Here is an 18,288-nt window from a genome sequence, read left to right as displayed (position 1 = left end):
GGCGGCGGCCCTCTGACGGAAGTCGTCGTGGAGAGTGATGCGATGAAGATCTTCGTGTTGGGCGGCGGCGTTATCGGGGTCACCACTGCCTATTATCTCGCTGAGGCCGGCCACGAGGTGACGGTGTTCGACCGCCAGAAAGGGCCGGCGCTGGAAACCAGCTTCGCCAATGCCGGCGAGATCTCGCCGGGCTATGCTTCGCCCTGGGCCGGCCCCGGCATTCCGCTGAAGGCAATCAAGTGGCTGTTGATGAAGCACGGCCCGCTGGTGGTGCGGCCGGCCTTCGATCCGTATATGTGGACATGGCTCATCAAGATGCTGCGCAATTGCACCGCGGATCGCTACGCCATCAACAAGGCGCGCATGGTGCCGCTCGCCGAATACAGCCGCGACACGCTGAAGGCGCTGCGCGAGGCGACCGGCATCGCTTATGATGAGCGGACCAAGGGCACGCTGCAGCTGTTTCGCACTCAAAAGCAGCTCGACGGCACCGGCGGCGATGTCGAGGTGCTGAAGAAATATGGCGTTCCCTACGAGTTGCTCGATCCCGAAGGCTGCATTGGGGCCGAGCCGGCGCTGGCCGGCGTGCGGGAAAAGTTTGTCGGCGGGCTGAGATTGCCCGGCGACGAAACTGGCGACTGCAAGATGTTCACCGATCGGCTGGCCGAGCTCTGCGTGGCGCGCGGCGTCACGTTCGAGTACGGCACGCAGATCCGGCGCTTCTCCAAGAACCGCAATCGCATCGTCAGCGTCGGCACCGACCAGCGCTCGCGCGCGGCCGACGCTTATGTGCTGGCGCTGGGCAGCTATTCGGCGCGCTTCATGCGCCTGCTCAGGCGCCCGATCCCGGTCTATCCGGTCAAGGGCTATTCGGTCACCGTTCCGATCAAGGACGCGGTCGCCGCCCCGGTGTCGACGGTAATGGACGAAACCTACAAGGTGGCGATCACCAGGCTCGGCGACCGCATCCGCGTCGGCGGCACGGCGGAGATTTCCGGCTTCGATCTCAGGCTGCATGAATCGCGCCGGCGCACCCTCGAACATTCGGTCGGCGATCTGTTCCCGGATGGCGGCGACCTCAAGGCGGCGTCCTTCTGGTGCGGGCTGCGGCCGATGACGCCGGACGGGCCGCCGCTGGTCGGCCGCACCGAGTTCTCCAACCTCTATCTCAACACCGGGCACGGCACGCTTGGCTGGACCATGGCCTGCGGCTCGGCTAAGGTGCTGTCCGACATCATCTCCAGCAAGGTGCCTGATATCGATGTGCGGGAGCTGGGGCCGGAGCGGTATTTGAGGTAGGGGTGCTTTTTAAAGCTGGCGGGCCAGCACCCCCTCTGTCCTACCGGACAGAGGGGGTGTAAAGGATCGCTACAGAACGGCATTCCTTCAGCCTCGCCAGCCCCTCAAAACGCCTCCTTCACCCAACCCTTCGAGAACAGCCATCGGTAGGCCCACGGTATCGCCACCTTGGTCGATACCGGGTTCGAATGGGCGACATAGTCGTCATAGACCGGCTGCATCCTGGCGTAGAAGGCAGGGTCGAGCACCGTCATGCCGTTCTCCAGATCGTGGAAGAAACTGCGGTTGTTGAGATTGACCGACGAGATCGTCACCAGCCTTTCGTCGATCATCATGATCTTGGAGTGCAGCACGACATCGGGCGCCTTGAATTCGCGGATGTTGATGCGGTCGCCATATTTCTCGACGAACAGCTTGTTGAGCGCGGTCAGCAGCTTGCCGCCAATATCGCCCTTGAGGTCGATGCGGCCGACAATGTCGATCCTGACGCCGCGCGCCAGCGCCCGCTGGATGGCCAGGCTGAGCTTCGGCGTCAGATTGAGGTAGGGATTGACGATCTCGATATGGTGCCGGGCAGTGTCGATCAACTCGACGAAGTAGGTCTCGAGCGCATGGTTGTCCTCATAGGGCACGGAAATGAAATGGCGCACCGTGCCCGGCGGGCGCCGGCTGTCGGAGCGCACCGGAATGGAGAAGGGTCTTGCGATGTTGGTGTCGGCGTCGCGCAGCCACAATGTCGAGAGATGCGCGGCCAGCGTCTCGACCGTGGCCGGGTCGGCAAACTCGATGTCGAAATCGCTCCAGTTCGAATAGTAGTTGAGCGAGAGGCCGTCGGTCTTGCCGTATTGCTCGAGGTTCGGATAGCGCGACAGGTCGATCGGCTTGTGGAACAGGAAGCCGTCATGAATGTTGCGGCCGCCGATGATGACGCGAGAGCGGGCGGGATCCTCGGCAAGTGTCGCCAGCATCTTGACGTGATGGGTCTTGTGCAGCTGTGACAGTTGCTCGTCGACCGGCGCGCCGTGGTCGGCCCGCCAACGATATTCCTGCAACTCGACATTGGGATAATCGGCCGCCAGCCGGTGCAGCAGCGCGTCGTCCTTGTCGCGCTCCAGCACGTCTGTGACCATGATGCGCACTTTGGTGCCGAGGCCTGCGTGATGGCGGATCAGCCGCTCAATGACGCGGCCGGAAAAATCGGCCTTGAACTCCAGCGACGACAGATAGACCAGCTTGAGTTTCGGCGCGCGCGAGAAATCGAGCGGCAGTTCGGGGTCGGCCTTGTCGAAGGCGCTGTCGGGTAAAGGCGCGCCGAGCAGCGCTTCGACCTTGGCGTTGAAGCCGTCGCGCGACTTGCGTAACAGGCGCGGTGACCCGAGCGGCAGCGAACAGCTCTGCGACAGCCAGCGGCCGGCGTAGAAGACGCGGGCGAGTTCATCCAGGCCGGATGGACCGGGCACTGGACAAAGCTCGTAGCGGCTGTCGAGCGCGGCTATCGCCGGATAGGCAACCTCTTCGCGCAGGATGGTGAGCGGGGCGCCTGCCGGCGCCAGACTGGAGCTGAGCTTCAGACTGCAGCGGTTCAAACCATCGCTGGGGAACAGGCTGGCGGTTTGCCCGGCCGACAGGCGGAGGCGGAAGGCGGCACTGCTCGCCACGCTGCGCGAGCCACCGCCGGCGCGAATCGCCAGCGCCCCGTCGCAGGCGCCCGATATCTCAACCGGCTGCTTTCCCGCCTGGCGCATCACGATCTCGATCGAGCGCGCCTGCAGGCCGGAAAAGCTGAACGTCTTTGGCGCGGAGGGCCGCGCGGCGGCGTCGACATAGAGCGTCTGCCGCGACACGCGCCAACGGCCGTTGAAATGGCCTTCGCCGGCTGTGCCGCTCACTGCCGGCATCTGTTCGGCGGTAACCGGCTTCGCCAGCCGTTCCAGCGTCCGGTAGGTGGCCTGGAAATCGCGGTTGGCGATGGCGTGGCGGTCATGTCCGAACGGACCGGTGCCGTTCGCCCTGTCGATGGCGCCGATCTGGTTGTGGGCGAGCAGCGCCAGAAACTGCCTTTCATAGTCGCTGGCACCGGCATCGCCGAAAAACGCTGCTGCTGCAGTCTGCGGTCCGGGCGTGCCGGCCGATACCGACGGCCGGCCGCAATCCTTCGCATCGGGGAAGAAATCGCAGCTGTGCCGGATCGGGGCGGCGCAACCGGCAAGGGCCGCCAGCCCCAGCCCGGCCAAGGCCAGGCAGATGGCGCGGTTCATCCGGTCGCACCGTTCATCGTCTTCAGTTCAGCCGGATCGCGCGGCGGCAGGAAGCCATGCGGAAACACCTTACAGACGGGAAGCGCGAAAGTGGCGATCAAAAGCTCGGCCTCGCCGCGCATCTTTTTCGGCGCTGTCTTGTCATCACGGATCGCCTTTGCCGAGGCGACGAGCGCGCCGTCGCAGTCGCAATGATTATGGCGCGCGATGTAGCAGGCGTCATGGATTTGGCAGGCGCTGTCGAGGCGATTGACAGGGCGAGCCGAGAGGTCGCCGGTGCGGGTGCCGGGACCGCAGTAATTGCCGAAGACGAAAGGCGACGGGCGGGCCATTGCGATACGGACCGGCTTGGGCAGTTCGGCTTCCGGAACTACGGTCCATGGATTGGCGCAGGCGGAAAGCGCGACAAGCGGCAAGATGGCGAGCACCGCTCGCATTTTGATCCGCACCAGCTTTGCAAAAAAGTGTCCCACCCGGCGCAGCCAATCCTTAATGATAGGCGACATCGCGCTTGTTGCCACACTGGCCGATTTTGTGGCGAGGGCAAGGCGGCGCGGCCATCAGACAAACAGCCCGCGCTCTCTCTCGACCGCCTTGGTGATGAAGTTGGCGACGATCTGCACGCGGCGCAGCGGTCGGACCGATTCATGATAGACCAGCCAGTAGGCGCGGCGGATCGGCGTCACGATGTCGACGGGGATCAGCTCCGGCATCGAGCGGGCGACAAAGGTGTGCAAGATGCCGATGCCAGCGCCCGAGCGCACCGCTTCGGCCTGGCCCAGCGCTGAGGAGATGGCGAAGCTGGTGCGCCAGTCCGGGCTGAACTCCGCCGCATAGTCGAGCGACGGGCTGACGATCAGGTCTGGGACATAGCCGATCAGCGTATGCTGGCCGAGTTCGGCAGCGGTCTCCGGTAAGCCGTGCGCCTGCGCATAGTCGCGCGAGGCAAACAGGCCGAGGGTGTAGTCGACCAGCTTTCCCGCCACCAGCCTGCCTTCGGTCGGCCGCTCGACGGTGATGGCGATGTCGGCCTCGCGCCGCGACAGCGAGAAGGAACGCGGCACCGGCACCAGCTGGATGGTGAGTTCGCGGTGCAGCGCGGTCAGCGCGCCAAGACGCGTGGCGAGGAATGCAACGCCAAACCCGTCGGGCGCGCCGATGCGCACGGTGCCTGAGATATCGTCGCCTTCGCCCGACACGGCGGAGCGCGCGGCGATCATGTCGGCTTCCATACGCTCGGCAATGTCGAGAAAGCGCTGGCCGGCCGGCGTCAGCTCGCTGCCGGTGGTAAGCCGGCGAAACAGTTTTGTGCGTAACGCATCCTCAAGCGCTGCGATGCGGCGCGAGACGGTGGCGTGATTGAGTTCCAGCCGCTTGGCGGCGCCAAGGATCTGCCCGGCGCGGGCCACGGCGAGGAAGATGCGGACGTCATCCCAGTTCATGGAGGTGGTCCGGGCTAGCGGCGAACGCGGCGTTCCCGCCCACCCCCCTCTGGCCTGCCGGCCATCTCCCCCGCAAGGAGGGAGATTGGCAGCTCCGCCACCTGCGTCTCTTTTGCTGCGTTGAAGATTTGCGAAGGCGGCGGCCACATCTGATCTCCCCCCTTGCGGGGGAGATGTCCGGCAGGACAGAGGGGGGTGTGACGGAGCGCAACCTTCGGGCCTTTCAGCAATCTGTAATTTGCGGCAATTAATGCACACTCGTCCTCCGTTGTCTATTTCTTGCACAACGGTTGCGTTTCCCCTCGCGTTGCCTTCGCGCCTGCAAAGGCGTTGAATGCTTCATCACAAACTCAGGGAGAGAAACCATGATCGAATACGGTCATTTCATCGGCGGCAAGCATGTCGCCGGGACCAGCGGGCGCAAGCAGGACGTCATGCAGCCCATGGACGGCTCGGTGCGCGGCACGGTGGCGCTGGCTTCGCCGGCGGAACTGCGTGCGGCTGTCCTGAATGCCAAGGAAGCACAGATCAAATGGGCTGCGACCAACCCGCAGCGGCGTGTGCGCGTGCTGATGAAGTTTCTGGAACTGGTTGCCCGCGACTATGACGAACTGGCCGATCTCCTGGCGCGCGAGCACGGCAAGACCATTGCCGACGCCAAGGGCGACATCCAGCGCGGCCTCGAAGTCGTCGAAGTCTGCATCGGTGCGCCGCACATGATGAAGGGCGAGTTCACCGACGGCGCCGGCCCCGGCATCGATGTCTATTCGATGCGCCAGCCGCTTGGCGTCGTTGCCGGCATCACCCCGTTCAATTTCCCGGCCATGATCCCGCTGTGGAAGATTGCCCCGGCGCTGGCCTGCGGCAACGCCTTTATCCTGAAGCCTTCCGAGCGTGACCCTGGCGTGCCGATGCGCATCGCCGAACTGTTCCTCGAGGCTGGCCTGCCGGCTGGCGTCCTCAACGTCGTCAATGGCGACAAGGACGTCGTCGACGCCATCCTCGACGATCCTGATATCAAGGCTATCGGCTTTGTCGGCTCGACGCCGATCGCGCATTACATCTATTCGCGCGGCACGGCGGCGGGAAAACGCGTGCAGTGCTTTGGCGGCGCCAAGAACCACATGGTCATCATGCCCGACGCCGACATGGACCAGACCGTCGATGCGCTGATCGGCGCGGGCTACGGCTCGGCCGGCGAGCGCTGCATGGCGATCTCGGTTGCCGTTCCCGTCGGCAACGACACCGCTAACCGGCTGATGGAAAAGCTGATCCCGCGTGTCGAAAGCCTCAAAGTCGGCCCGTCGACGGATTCGTCCGCCGATTTCGGCCCGCTGATCACGGCGCAGGCATTGGAACGCGTCAAGGGTTATGTCGACACCGGCGTCAAGGAAGGCGCCAAGCTGGTCGTCGATGGCCGCGGCTTCTCCATGCAGGGCTACGAGGATGGCTACTATATGGGCGGCTGCCTGTTCGACAATGTGACCGCCGACATGCGCATCTACAAGGAAGAGATTTTTGGCCCGGTGCTGTCGGTGGTGCGTGCGCCGACCTATGAGAGCGCCATCAAGCTAGCCAACGATCATGAGATGGGCAATGGCGTCGCCATCTTCACCCGTGACGGTGATGCTGCTCGTGATTTTGCTTCGCGCGTCCAGGTCGGCATGGTCGGCATCAACGTGCCGATCCCGGTTCCGATCGCTTACTACACGTTCGGCGGCTGGAAGGCGTCGTCCTTCGGCGACCTCAACCAGCACGGCCCGGACGCGTTCCGCTTCTACACCAAGACCAAGACGGTGACCTCGCGCTGGCCCTCCGGCGTCAAGGACGGTGCCGAGTTCGTCATCCCGACGATGAACTGACCGGACGATTTCGAAGATCGGCAAGAAGGCCTGGGTTCAACGTCCTGGGCCTTTCTTTGTACGAAACCGACATTGGCCATCACGTTAAAGCGATGGAACCAAGAGCCTGTCATCTGCCTTAAATTGCATTCCTGCCGTGGTGCAGGCCATCAAAATAGCGCCGGTTGCAGCCGGGGTTCTCGTCTGGCGCAAGGAGGTGTCAGATGACACGACGTCTTGTGGCGGCGATGTTCTTTGCGGTGTTCGCGATGTCCGGCATCGCCCAGGCCAAAGCCGATCAATGCGCGGCGCGGACCGACCTGGTCAAGGCGCTCGGCGAGAAGTTCCACGAAAGCCAAGCCGCACGTGGCCTGGTGAACCCGAATGTGGTGCTTGAGATCTTCGTCTCCGACCAGGGCACCTGGACCATCCTGGCCACCGACACACGCGGCCAAAGCTGCATCATCACGGCTGGCGAAGGCTGGGACGGGGCGGCTATGGCAGCAGTCTTGCCGGGCACCTGATAAAGACCGGTCGGAAGTCTGGAGCAGAGACGGAGTTCAGCGTGTGGCGGCCACTTCGGCATGGCCGCGCAGCAGTGCCATAAGGCGTTTGGCGTCCTTGGCGGCAGCCTCTTCGTCACCGGCCAGGATCGAGCGGATTAGCGCGACGTGGTGTTCGGCCGATTCGGCCAGTCCTGTGTCGGCCTTGTAGCGGAACCAGAAGCGGCGGCTGTGGGTCTGCAGGGGCGCGGCCAGACGGGCCGCAAACGGGTTGTCGGCGGCCATCGCCAAGGCCTCGTCGAGCGCCTTGTCGGCCTGGATGAAGGCCAGCACATTGCCCGAGATGACGGCCTTCTGCATGGCAAGGGCTGCCTCATGAAACAGGTCGGCGGCCTCACGGGTGACGAAGCGGGCGGCCGAGCGCGCCAGCACCACCTCGACACCGCGCCTGGCATTCAGCACGCGCAGCCAGTCGCCGGGATGCAGCGGGGCAATGGCGATGCCGGCGCGTGGCCTGACATCCAGCAGTCCTTCCCAGGCGAGGCGCTGGATCGCTTCGCGCACCGGCGTGCGTCCTAGCGCCAGCTTTTCGATCAGCGCGCCTTCCGTCACGAAGCTCGCCGGCGCCAGTTCCAGCGTCACGATCATATGCTCGAGTACATGGTAGGCCTTGGCGGCGGCCGGCTCGGGGTATGCTGTCTCACTGAATATCAAAGGTGGGCTCCTGATATATCTTCCATATATCACAACGGATTCCGCATTGACAGCCGGTTTTCCAACAGATATACGCCTGATATATCAGATGGAGAGACGATCATGTGGACCGGAGTTTTCCCCGCCGTCACGACCAAATTCACCGAAGACGACCGCCTCGACCATGCCGAAATGGAGCGCTGCTTTGCGTTGCAGATGGAGGCAGGCTGCGACGGTATCATCGTCTGCGGTTCGCTCGGCGAAGGGCCGATGCTGTCGCATGACGAGAAGATCGAGGTGCTGAAGACTGCCCAGAAAGTTGCCGGCAGCAAGCCGGTTCTGCTGACGGTCAACGAGGCAGGCACCCGGGAGGCGGCGAGCATCGCAAAGCGCGCGAGCCGGGAAGGCGCCAACGGGCTGATGGTGGTGCCGAGCCCGATCTATCACACCAACCCGGAAGAGACGGTCGCCGCCTTGCGCGCCGTCGCTCAGGCCGGCGACCTGCCGGTGATGATCTACTCCAACCGCCTCGCCTACCGCGTCGACGTTACCGTCGGCCAGATGGAAGAACTGGCCGCCGACAAGCGCTTCGTCGCCATCAAGGAGTCCTCCGACGACATCCGCCGCTCGACAGAGATCATCAACCGCTTCGGCGACCGCTACGATCTGTTCACCGGCGTCGACAATCTCGCCTTCGAGGCGCTGTCGGTGGGCGCCATCGGCTGGGTGGCGGGTCTGGTCGTCGCCTTCCCGCGCGAGACAGTCGCCATCTACCAGTTGATGAAGCAGGGCCGCCGCGAGGAGGCGCTTTCGATCTATCGCTGGTTCCGGCCGCTGCTCGATCTCGATGTCTCGACCTATCTGGTCCAAAACATCAAGCTTGCCGAAGTGCTCGCGATCGACACAAATGACCGCGTGCGCATGCCGCGCCAGCCGCTGTCGGGCGAGCGCCGCAAAGCGGTCGAGAAGATCGTCAAGGACGCGCTGGCGGTACGGCCGAAGCTGCCGCAGTTCTGAAGGCTTTCTTCTCCCCGTGCACGTGCACGGGGAGAAGATGGCGGCAGCCAGATGAGGGGCAGCGCCGACGTGCAAGGAAATTCCAGGGACACAGAGGAGGGCCGCCGCCCCTCATCCGCCCTTAGGGCCCCTTCTCCCCGTGAACGGGGAGAGAGGGTAGATATCGCCATTGTCGGTGGCGGCATTGTCGGCATCTGCGCGGCGGCCATGCTGGCCGAGGCCGGGCGCAGCGTCACGGTCTTCGACCGCACCGGCATCTGCAAGGAGACGAGCTCCGGCAATGCCGCCGCCTTCGCCTTCTCCGACGTGCTGCCGCTGGCGCATAAGGGCATGATGCGGCACTTGCCGAAATGGCTTGCCGATCCGCTCGGGCCACTCAGCATCCCGCCGGCCTACTTGCCGAAGCTGTTGCCTTGGCTGTTGCGCTTCTGGCGCGCTGGCGCACCAGAAAAATATGAGGCGAGCCTTGCTGCTCAGGCAGGCATGATGAAGCTCGCCGAGGCTGAATGGATGGGCCTGCTCGACCGTTCCGGCACGCGGCTGATGCTGCGCGAGGACGGCTCGCTGGAGCTTTATGAAAGCGAGGCCGAATTTCAGGCCGGGCTGCCGGGCTGGGCGGCGCGCGAGCGCTTCGGCATCGGCTTTCGCCATGTCGAAGGCGACGAACTGGCGCGGCTGCAGCCGGGACTGTCGCCGCGCTTCATCAAGGGCACCTTCGTGCCGGGCTGGAAGACCGTCGCCGATCCGAAACTGCTCGGCAAGGGGGTGTGGGCCTATGCCGAAAGGCTGGGCGCGCGTTTCGAAAAGGCGCGCATAGAGCGCGTCGCCGCCAATCCTGATGGCGCGACGCTGACGCTGACGGACGGCACGACCAGGCAGGCAAGACATCTTGTCGTGGCCGCCGGGGCATGGTCGCATCTGCTGACGAAGGCGCTTGGCGACACCATCCCGCTCGAAACCGAGCGCGGCTACAACACGACACTGCCGAAGACCGCTTTCGACGTGCAGCGGATGCTGATCTTTTCCGGCCATGGCTTCGTCATCACGCCACTCGAGACGGGCTTGCGCGTCGGCGGCGCCGTCGAGTTGGGCGGTCTCGACCGGCCGCCGAATTTTGCGCGCTCGAAGGCCATGCTGGAAAAAGCCAGACAGTTCCTTCCGGGGCTGGACGCGTCAGGCGGCCGCGAGTGGATGGGCTATCGCCCGTCGCTGCCGGATTCGCTGCCGGTGATCGGCACGGCGCGAACCGCGCCCAACGTTGTCTACGCCTTCGGCCATGGCCATCTCGGCCTGACCCAGGCGGCGGCCACCGGCCGCTTGATCCGCAATCTTGTTCTCGGGCAAACTTCGCCGATCGATCTTGCTCCCTTCAGCCCGCAACGGTTTTGAGTTCGAGGAAATCATGGCCAAAAAATCCTTCTTTTGCATCGACGGCCATACCTGCGGCAATCCGGTGCGGCTGGTCGCCGGCGGCGGCCCTTTGCTTCAGGGGTCGACGATGATGGAGCGGCGGGCGCATTTCCTGGCGGAGTATGACTGGATCCGCACCGGGCTGATGTTCGAGCCGCGCGGCCACGATGTCATGTCGGGCTCGATCCTCTATCCGCCGACGCGCGAGGATTGCGACATAGCCATCCTGTTCATCGAGACGTCGGGCTGCCTGCCGATGTGCGGCCACGGCACGATCGGCACGGTGACGATGGCCATCGAACACGGGCTGATCAAGCCGAAGACACCCGGCGTGCTCCGGCTCGACACACCGGCCGGGCTGGTCATCGCCGAATACAAACAAGTCGGCGACTATGTCGAGGAGGTGCGCATCACCAATGTACCGTCCTTCCTTTATGCCGAGGGACTGACGGTCGACTGCCCGCAGCTTGGCGAGATCACCGTCGATGTCGCCTATGGCGGCAATTTCTACGCAATCGTCGAGCCGCAGGCAAATTTTCGCGACATGGCTGATTATTCCGCCGGCGATTTCATCGCCTGGAGCCCTGTGGTGCGGCAGCGGCTCAACGAGAAGTACTCGTTCGTGCATCCGGATAACCCCGGCATCAACCGGCTGTCCCACATGCTGTGGACCGGCGAGCCGACGGTGGAGGGGGCCGACGCACGCAACGCCGTCTTCTATGGCGACAAGGCGATCGACCGCTCACCTTGCGGCACCGGCACCTCGGCGCGCATGGCGCAGCTCCATGCCAAGGGCAAGCTCAAGGCCGGCGACAGTTTTGTCCACGAATCGATCATCGGCTCGCTGTTCAAGGGCAAGGTCGAGAGGGACGTCACTGTTGCCGGCAAGCCGGCCATCATTCCCTCGATCGGCGGCTGGGCGCGGATGACCGGCCTGAACACCATCTTCATCGACGACCGCGATCCGTTCGCGCACGGGTTCGTCGTCAAGTGAGCTTGCCGGGTGCTGATCATCCGGCCCGACCCAGACCTCACGGCGAAACCAGTCGGCAAAGGTTAGTGCAGCGGTCGAGGCGTTCGCTGACACGGTCAGGTAGTATCCCTTGTCGCAGTTGCGCCGTGCATCAACCCGCCGCTGAACGGTACCGAACGGCATGCGCTCAGCGAGGAGGTGGACCAGCTTATTGATCGCAGACGGCAGCGCTTCCCTGCCCGGCGGCCATGGCTTGAGGCCAACAGCAGGAATCTTGCCCCCGCGGAAAGGAATGTGGCCAAACAACGATCCCTCTCCAAAATGCAACGATTCGTCTCACCACCCATTCTTGACGGCGAATTCTTCGAAATGATGTGCCTGGTCCGGCTGAATCGTCAAAGACATTGCGTTATGCCAATGATAGGGTCCGCGATAGTCCAGGGGTCGGGAGCAAAAAAACGGGCAATCGGAAGGCGTGCCGGCAAAACACGCTCAACGTTTGAAAAATCACGTTGCAATCCGGGCTCGAAACTTTACGACTAGGGGAAATACGAAAAGGAATGCGTCTGCATGGGCGACATTCCAGGGGAGCCATGTACACATGCAGTACTTTGTCCAGCAGCTTATCAATGGGCTGACGCTGGGATCGATCTATGGGCTGATCGCAATCGGCTACACGATGGTCTACGGCATCATCGGCATGATCAACTTCGCCCACGGCGACATTTTCATGGTCGGGGCATTCGCCGCCCTCGTCGTCTTCCTCATCCTCGGCTCCTTGTTCTATTCAGTGCCGGTCGTCCTGGCGCTGCTGATCATGATGATCGTGGCGATGCTGCTCACCAGCCTCTACAACTGGACGATCGAGAAGGTGGCCTACCGGCCGCTGCGCGGTTCGTTCCGGCTGGCGCCGCTGATCACCGCCATCGGCATGTCGATCGCGCTGTCGAACTTCATCCAGGTGACGCAAGGCCCACGCAACAAGCCGATCCCGCCGATGGTCAGCCAGGTCTACAACATCAACGGCATCAGCGTGTCGCTGAAGCAGATCATCATCGTCGTCGTCACCGCCCTGCTGCTGGCGCTGTTCTGGTACCTGGTCAACAGGACTTCCCTCGGCCGGGCGCAAAGGGCGTGCGAGCAGGACCGCAAGATGGCGGCGCTGCTCGGTGTCGATGTCGACCGTACGATCTCGATCACCTTTATCATGGGTGCAGCGCTTGCGGCCGTCGCGGGCACGTTGTTCCTGATGTATTACGGCGTCATCGCCTTTTCCGACGGCTTTGTGCCGGGGGTCAAGGCCTTCACCGCGGCCGTTCTCGGCGGCATCGGGTCTCTGCCGGGCGCGGTGCTTGGCGGGCTTTTGATCGGCTTCATCGAGAGCATGTGGTCGGCGTATTTCTCGATCGACTACAAGGACGTCGCGGCGTTCTCGATCCTGGCGATCGTGCTGATCTTCCTGCCTTCCGGCATTTTGGGCCGGCCAGAAGTCGAAAAGGTCTGAGACAATGGCGGTTTCCGTATCCTCGGAGCGCGACACCGTCGCCTCCCCCGTGCAGCGTGCATTGCGCGAAGCGTTCTATGCCGGCGCCATCTCGCTGGGGTTGTTCATTCTCTTCATCGGCCTGAAGACCGACCAGAACATAAGCAACCAGCTGATCCTGGTGCAGCGCTGGTTGCTGCTCATCACCGTGGTCGTGCTGACCATGCTTGGCCGCTTCTTCTACATTGCATATGGCCAGCCGTTCATGGCCAATCAGAAGATCACCAATGTCGCCACCGGCCTGTTGCCGGCGAGCGTCGCGTCGCGCTTCTTCCTGCTTCCGGCCTTCATCGTCGCCGTCGTGCTGGCGGTTGTCCTGGTTGCGTTCGGCAGCGCCCTGCCGGTGTTGGTGGGACCCGATCTGGCCGGCTACCTTCAGTTCCTGCGCGCATTGGCCGTCATTTACGCGCTCGCTTGCGTGATCTTCTATTTCCGCTCCTTCATCCACGCCAATTTCACCAAGCTCGGGATTGCGGCGCTGGTGCTATACCCGATCCTCGTCGTCGTGGTGCTGTCGATCTACGCGTGGTCGATAACCGGCGGCCTGCAGGGCTCGTTGAAGTGGGTCGACAATTTCGGCATCCAGATCCTGATCTATGTGATGCTGGCCTGGGGGCTGAACATCGTCGTCGGCCTCGCCGGCCTGCTCGATCTCGGCTACGTCGCCTTTTACGCGGTCGGCGCCTATGCCTATGCGTTGCTCGGTTCGCAATACGGCCTGTCGTTCTGGATCCTGCTGCCCGCCGCCGGCGCCATGGCCGCCTTCTGGGGCGTTATGCTCGGCTTTCCGGTGCTCAGGCTTCGTGGCGATTACCTGGCGATCGTGACGCTGGCCTTCGGCGAGATCATCCGCCTGGTGCTGATCAACTGGCGTGAAGTCACCAACGGCTCGGCCGGCATCTCCGGCATCCCGAAGGTCACCTTCTTCGGCCTGATGACGTTTAATTCGACCGACCCGAACTATATCGGCAAGGTGCTGCACATCGCCCAGTCAAGCGCCTACTACAAGATCTTCCTTTACTATCTCATTCTCGGGCTGGCGCTGCTGACCGCCTTCGTCACCATCAGGCTCAGGCGCATGCCTGTCGGCCGCGCCTGGGAGGCGCTGCGCGAGGACGAGATTGCCTGCCGCTCGCTTGGCATCAACACCACCACCACCAAGCTCACCGCCTTTGCCACCGGCGCCATGTTCGGCGGTTTTGCCGGCGCCTTCTTCGCCGCACGGCAAGGCTTCGTCAGCCCTGAATCCTTCGTCTTCCTCGAATCGGCGATCATCCTGGCCATCGTGGTGCTCGGCGGCATGGGCTCGCTGGTCGGCATCGCGGTCGCCGCGCTGGTGATGATCGGCGGCACCGAGGCGCTGCGCGAACTCGATTTCCTGAAAAGTGTCTTCGGAAAAGATTTCACCCCGGAGCTTTACCGCATGCTTTTGTTCGGCATGGCGATGGTCATCGTCATGCTGTGGAAGCCGCGCGGCTTTGTCGGCAGCCGTGAACCGACGGCATTCCTCAGTGAACGAAAAGCGGTCTCCTCCTCCTTCACCAAGGAAGGGCACGGCTGATGAGCGCGACCTCCATTCAGAAGACCAATCCGGGTATGAAAGACGCCATCCTCCAGGTCGAGCATCTTTCGATGAAGTTCGGCGGCCTGATCGCCATCGGCGACCTGTCGTTCCAGGCCAAGCGCGGCGAGATCACCGCTCTGATCGGACCCAATGGCGCCGGCAAGACCACCGTCTTCAATTGCATCACCGGCTTCTACAAGCCGTCGGAAGGCATGATTACGCTCAACCGGGCCGACGGCTCGAGCTTCCTGCTCGAACGGCTGCCCAATCATGAGATCCCGGCGCGCGCCAAGGTGGCGCGCACCTTCCAGAACATCCGCCTGTTCTCGGGCATGACGCTGCTGGAGAATCTGCTGGTTGCCCAGCACAACAAGCTGATGAAGGCATCCGGCTACACGATCCTGGGCCTGTTCGGGATCGGCGGCTACCGCAGAGCCTCGGCTGAATCGGTGGAGCTTGCCAAGCACTGGCTGGAGAAGGCCGACCTTGTCGATCGCGCCGACGATCCGGCCGGCGACCTGCCCTATGGCGCGCAGCGGCGCCTCGAGATTGCGCGCGCCATGTGCACTGGGCCCGAACTTCTGTGCCTCGACGAGCCTGCGGCCGGTCTCAATCCGAAGGAGTCGGCTGCGCTGAATTCGCTGCTGATGGACATCAAGAGCAGTACCTCGATCCTGCTGATCGAACATGACATGTCGGTGGTCATGCAGATTTCCGACCATGTCGTGGTGCTTGAATATGGCCGCAAGATTTCCGACGGCAGCCCGCAATCGGTGCGTACCGACCCGCGCGTCATCGCCGCCTATCTCGGCGTCGACGACGAGGAGGTCGAGACGGTGCTGACCGAGGTCGGCGATGAAGACGTCATCGAGCAGCTGGACATCGGGCCGGATTCGGCTCACGGACCAGGCACATCGTCTTCCTATCTCGCCGGCCCGGTAAGCGACACGATCGGCCACAGCCAGGGCGAGCGGGTCACAGTGTCGAAGGGAGCTTCAAAGGCCACCCAATACGATACAAGAGCCAACTCCGCGCCAAGAGCACCGTCCGAGCGTCTAACGGCCAAGTCCAAACCGGCGGCCACCAAATCCCCGACAGGCAAGCCGCGCGGAGGGCGTAAGTGATGGCCGAGACAACGCTGCTCGACATCAAGGGCGTCGAGACCTACTACGGCAACATCAAGGCGCTGAACGGCGTCGATGTCCACGTCAACCAGGGCGAGATCGTCGCGCTGATCGGCGCCAACGGCGCCGGCAAGTCGACGCTGATGATGACCATCTTCGGTGCGCCGCGCGCTCGTGCCGGCTCAATCACTTTCGCCGGCACCGACATCACCCAGATGCCGACGCACGAGATCGCCCGCATGCGCATTGCGCAGTCGCCGGAAGGCAGGCGCATTTTCCCGCGCATGACGGTGATGGAAAACCTGCAGATGGGCGCCGGTCTCGACAATCTCAAGCACTATGACGAAGATGCTGAGAAGGTGTTCGCGCTGTTCCCGCGCCTCAAGGAGCGCATTGCCCAGCGCGGCGGCACGCTGTCGGGCGGTGAGCAGCAGATGCTGTCGATCGGACGTGCGCTGATGGCGCGGCCTAAGCTGCTGTTGCTCGACGAGCCGTCGCTGGGTCTGGCGCCGCTGATCGTCAAGCAGATCTTCGATGCCATCCGCGAGCTGAACCGCACGCAAGGGCTGACCGTGTTCCTGGTCGAGCAGAACGCCTTCGGTGCGCTCAAGCTCGCCACGCGCGGCTATGTCATGGTCAACGGCAACGTGACCATGAGCGGCACAGGCAAGGAATTGCTCGCCAATCCGGAAGTGCGGGCGGCCTATCTCGAAGGCGGCCATCACTGATTTTGGAGCGGAATGTATGCATACGGTATTCCGCTCCAACTTGTTTGTTTGTCGCATGACCTTTGTCCGAAAAGTCTGCAACTTTTCGGGATCATGCTAGGGAGTCTTCATCATGCAAGGCATTCTTCACGAGGAACCTTCCATCTGGCAGTTCTTCTTCGTCACCTGTCTGCTCGGCGGCTGGGCGGCATGGATGACCGGCAAGGCCAGCGCCCAGACATGGCGCAGCCTGCCGGCGCTGTTCGCCTATCTGCTGGGCCTCGGCATCGGCATCAGGTTCATCCATCATGCCTTGTTCGGCGGCACGATGTTTTCGCTGCAATACTATGTCGTGGACACAATCGTGCTCATGATATTGGGGTTTGTCGGCTATCAATACACGCGTACGAACCAGATGGTGACGCAGTATAATTGGCTTTACGAACGGGCTTCGATCTTAAGCTGGAAACCGAAAGGTTGACGTTCATCATTAACGCCGTTCCGGGGATGAATCGGCGTGACAAGGGCCTGAAAATCGGCAAAGTACGCTTTCTGCGATAAGGGTGGGCATCGCATGAAAGTTTCATCCACGCCCACCTCGTAAATGGGAGCGTTTAAATGAAGAAATCACTTTTGTCCGCCGTTGCCCTGACCGCGCTTGTCGCGTTCGGTGGCAATGCATGGGCTGACGTTATCGTCGGCGTCGCAGGTCCGATCACCGGTCCGAATGCGGCCTTCGGTGCGCAGCTGCAGAAGGGTGCGGAAGCGGCCGTTGCCGACATCAACGCCGCAGGCGGCATGAACGGCGAGCAGATCAAGCTCGAAGTCGGCGACGACGTCTCCGATCCGAAGCAGGGCATTTCGGTCGGCAACAAGTTCGTCGGCGACGGCGTGAAGTTCGTGATCGGCCACTTCAACTCGGGCGTCTCGATCCCGGTTTCGCAGGAAGTCTACGTCGACAACAACATCGTCGAAGTAACCCCGGCGGCGACCAACCCGAAATTCACCGAGCGCGGCCTGTGGAACGTGTTCCGCACCTGCGGACGCGATGACCAGCAGGGCGGCATCGCCGGCGGCTATATCGCGACCAACTTCAAGGACGCCAAGGTTGCCGTCATCCACGACAAGACCCCCTATGGTCAGGGCCTTGCCGACGAGACCAAGAAGGCGATGAACGCAGCCGGCCTGACCGAAGTCATGTACGAAGGCGTCAATGTCGGCGACAAGGACTTCTCGGCGCTGATTGCCAAGATGAAGGACGCCGGTGTTACCCTGATCTATTGGGGCGGCCTGCATACCGAAGCCGGCCTGATCATCCGCCAGTCGGCGGACCAGGGCCTCAAGGCCACCCTGATGTCGGGCGACGGCATCGTCACCGACGAGCTGGCTGCGATCGCCGGCGATGCGGTTATCGGCACGCTCAACACCTTCGGTCCCGATCCGCGCCTGATCCCCGAGAACAAGGCACTTGTCGAGAAGTTCCGCGCCCAGGGCTTCGAGCCGGAAGCCTACACTCTCTACTCCTACGCCGCCATGCAGGTGATCGCCGAGGCCGCTGCCGTGGCCAAGTCGAACGACCCCGTGGAAGTGGCCAAGGCGCTGCACGAGAAGGGCCCGTTCAAGACCGTTCTGGGCGATCTCGCCTATGACGCGAAGGGCGATCCGAAGCTCCCGGGCTACATCATGTACGAATGGAAGAAGGGTCCGGACGGCAAGATCTCCTGGTTCCCGAAGTCGTAATTCGGAACACAGCTCTATGGAATGCCCGGCGCTCGCGCCGGGCATTTTTTCTTTTGGTGACAGGGCGGCAGCGAGGGTGGCTGGATAAGCCGCTAGCCGGGTCGAATTTGTGCGGGCACGACAATTAGCGTCACCTCGCGACGCCAATCGCACGCATCTTTTCGAGCGGTGGTG

At 62.9% G+C, this 18,288-nt stretch carries 15 protein-coding genes and 1 pseudogene; 12 read left to right on the top strand and 4 right to left on the bottom strand.

Annotation, left to right across the window (positions count from 1 at the left end; all coding sequences use genetic code 11):
- Positions 1–42 precede the first annotated feature (42 nt).
- Complete coding sequence (locus tag X756_RS161095) at positions 43–1,299, top strand: D-amino acid dehydrogenase (RefSeq protein ID WP_023728662.1); 1,257 nt, start codon at positions 43–45, stop codon at positions 1,297–1,299.
- A 104-nt stretch (positions 1,300–1,403) separates the two neighbouring features.
- On the opposite strand, the gene X756_RS161100 is transcribed toward X756_RS161095, so the two are convergent.
- The 3 genes from X756_RS161100 to X756_RS161110 form a co-directional block, all read right to left on the bottom strand.
- Positions 1,404–3,557: a phosphatidylserine/phosphatidylglycerophosphate/cardiolipin synthase family protein gene (locus X756_RS161100; protein WP_023728661.1), complete on the bottom strand. Its 2,154-nt coding sequence runs from the start codon at positions 3,555–3,557 to the stop codon at positions 1,404–1,406.
- The gene (locus X756_RS161105) at positions 3,554–3,994 is read right to left on the bottom strand and encodes a hypothetical protein (RefSeq protein WP_023728660.1); all 441 of its coding nucleotides are present in this window, start codon (positions 3,992–3,994) and stop codon (positions 3,554–3,556) included. The genes X756_RS161100 and X756_RS161105 overlap by 4 nt, the downstream gene beginning before the upstream one ends.
- Before the next feature lie 123 nt (positions 3,995–4,117).
- Entirely contained in the window at positions 4,118–4,999 is an 882-nt protein-coding gene (locus X756_RS161110) for a LysR family transcriptional regulator (protein ID WP_023728659.1), read from the bottom strand.
- 365 nt (positions 5,000–5,364) lie between these two features.
- On the opposite strand from X756_RS161110, the gene X756_RS161115 reads away from it, so the two are divergent.
- The gene (locus X756_RS161115) at positions 5,365–6,861 is read left to right on the top strand and encodes a CoA-acylating methylmalonate-semialdehyde dehydrogenase (RefSeq protein ID WP_023728658.1); all 1,497 of its coding nucleotides are present in this window, start codon (positions 5,365–5,367) and stop codon (positions 6,859–6,861) included.
- 203 nt (positions 6,862–7,064) lie between these two features.
- Positions 7,065–7,364, top strand: a complete 300-nt coding sequence (locus X756_RS161120; protein WP_023728657.1) for a hypothetical protein — start codon at positions 7,065–7,067, stop codon at positions 7,362–7,364.
- 36 nt (positions 7,365–7,400) lie between these two features.
- On the opposite strand, the gene X756_RS161125 is transcribed toward X756_RS161120, so the two are convergent.
- Complete coding sequence (locus X756_RS161125; protein WP_156941346.1) at positions 7,401–8,054, bottom strand: GntR family transcriptional regulator; 654 nt, start codon at positions 8,052–8,054, stop codon at positions 7,401–7,403.
- Positions 8,055–8,159: 105 nt separating this feature from the next.
- Between X756_RS161125 and X756_RS161130 the strand changes: the two genes are divergently transcribed.
- From X756_RS161130 to X756_RS161170, 9 genes and pseudogenes are all read left to right on the top strand, one after another.
- Positions 8,160–9,053, top strand: a complete 894-nt coding sequence (locus tag X756_RS161130; RefSeq protein WP_023728655.1) for a dihydrodipicolinate synthase family protein — start codon at positions 8,160–8,162, stop codon at positions 9,051–9,053.
- A gap of 51 nt (positions 9,054–9,104) precedes the next feature.
- Complete coding sequence (locus X756_RS161135; protein ID WP_031197165.1) at positions 9,105–10,442, top strand: FAD-binding oxidoreductase; 1,338 nt, start codon at positions 9,105–9,107, stop codon at positions 10,440–10,442.
- A 13-nt stretch (positions 10,443–10,455) separates the two neighbouring features.
- Positions 10,456–11,457 carry a 4-hydroxyproline epimerase gene (locus X756_RS161140; RefSeq protein ID WP_023728653.1) on the top strand — a complete coding sequence of 334 codons (1,002 nt, stop codon included), beginning with the start codon at positions 10,456–10,458 and terminating at the stop codon, positions 11,455–11,457.
- A gap of 580 nt (positions 11,458–12,037) precedes the next feature.
- Positions 12,038–12,940 carry a branched-chain amino acid ABC transporter permease gene (locus X756_RS161145; RefSeq protein WP_023668715.1) on the top strand — a complete coding sequence of 301 codons (903 nt, stop codon included), beginning with the start codon at positions 12,038–12,040 and terminating at the stop codon, positions 12,938–12,940.
- A 4-nt stretch (positions 12,941–12,944) separates the two neighbouring features.
- On the top strand, positions 12,945–14,540 hold the full coding sequence (livM, locus tag X756_RS161150; RefSeq protein WP_023668716.1) for a high-affinity branched-chain amino acid ABC transporter permease LivM: 1,596 nt from the start codon (positions 12,945–12,947) through the stop codon (positions 14,538–14,540).
- A pseudogene (locus X756_RS161155) lies at positions 14,540–15,547 on the top strand (ABC transporter ATP-binding protein); the annotation flags it as partial. The gene livM and the pseudogene X756_RS161155, both read left to right, overlap by 1 nt.
- Positions 15,548–15,666: 119 nt before the next feature.
- Positions 15,667–16,395: an ABC transporter ATP-binding protein gene (locus tag X756_RS161160; protein WP_023668718.1), complete on the top strand. Its 729-nt coding sequence runs from the start codon at positions 15,667–15,669 to the stop codon at positions 16,393–16,395.
- A 112-nt stretch (positions 16,396–16,507) separates the two neighbouring features.
- Positions 16,508–16,855, top strand: coding sequence for a DUF6867 family protein (locus X756_RS161165; protein WP_023668719.1), 348 nt, complete (start codon positions 16,508–16,510; stop codon positions 16,853–16,855).
- Between the two features lie 137 nt (positions 16,856–16,992).
- The gene (locus X756_RS161170) at positions 16,993–18,114 is read left to right on the top strand and encodes a branched-chain amino acid ABC transporter substrate-binding protein (RefSeq protein WP_023668720.1); all 1,122 of its coding nucleotides are present in this window, start codon (positions 16,993–16,995) and stop codon (positions 18,112–18,114) included.
- Positions 18,115–18,288 lie beyond the last annotated feature (174 nt).

This window comes from Mesorhizobium sp. LNJC405B00 (genome assembly GCF_000502615.1).
Taxonomy (GTDB): Bacteria; Pseudomonadota; Alphaproteobacteria; order Rhizobiales; family Rhizobiaceae; genus Mesorhizobium.
The sequence above is the reverse complement of the archived record's forward strand: the minus strand, read 5'-3'. Positions and strand labels throughout refer to the sequence as shown.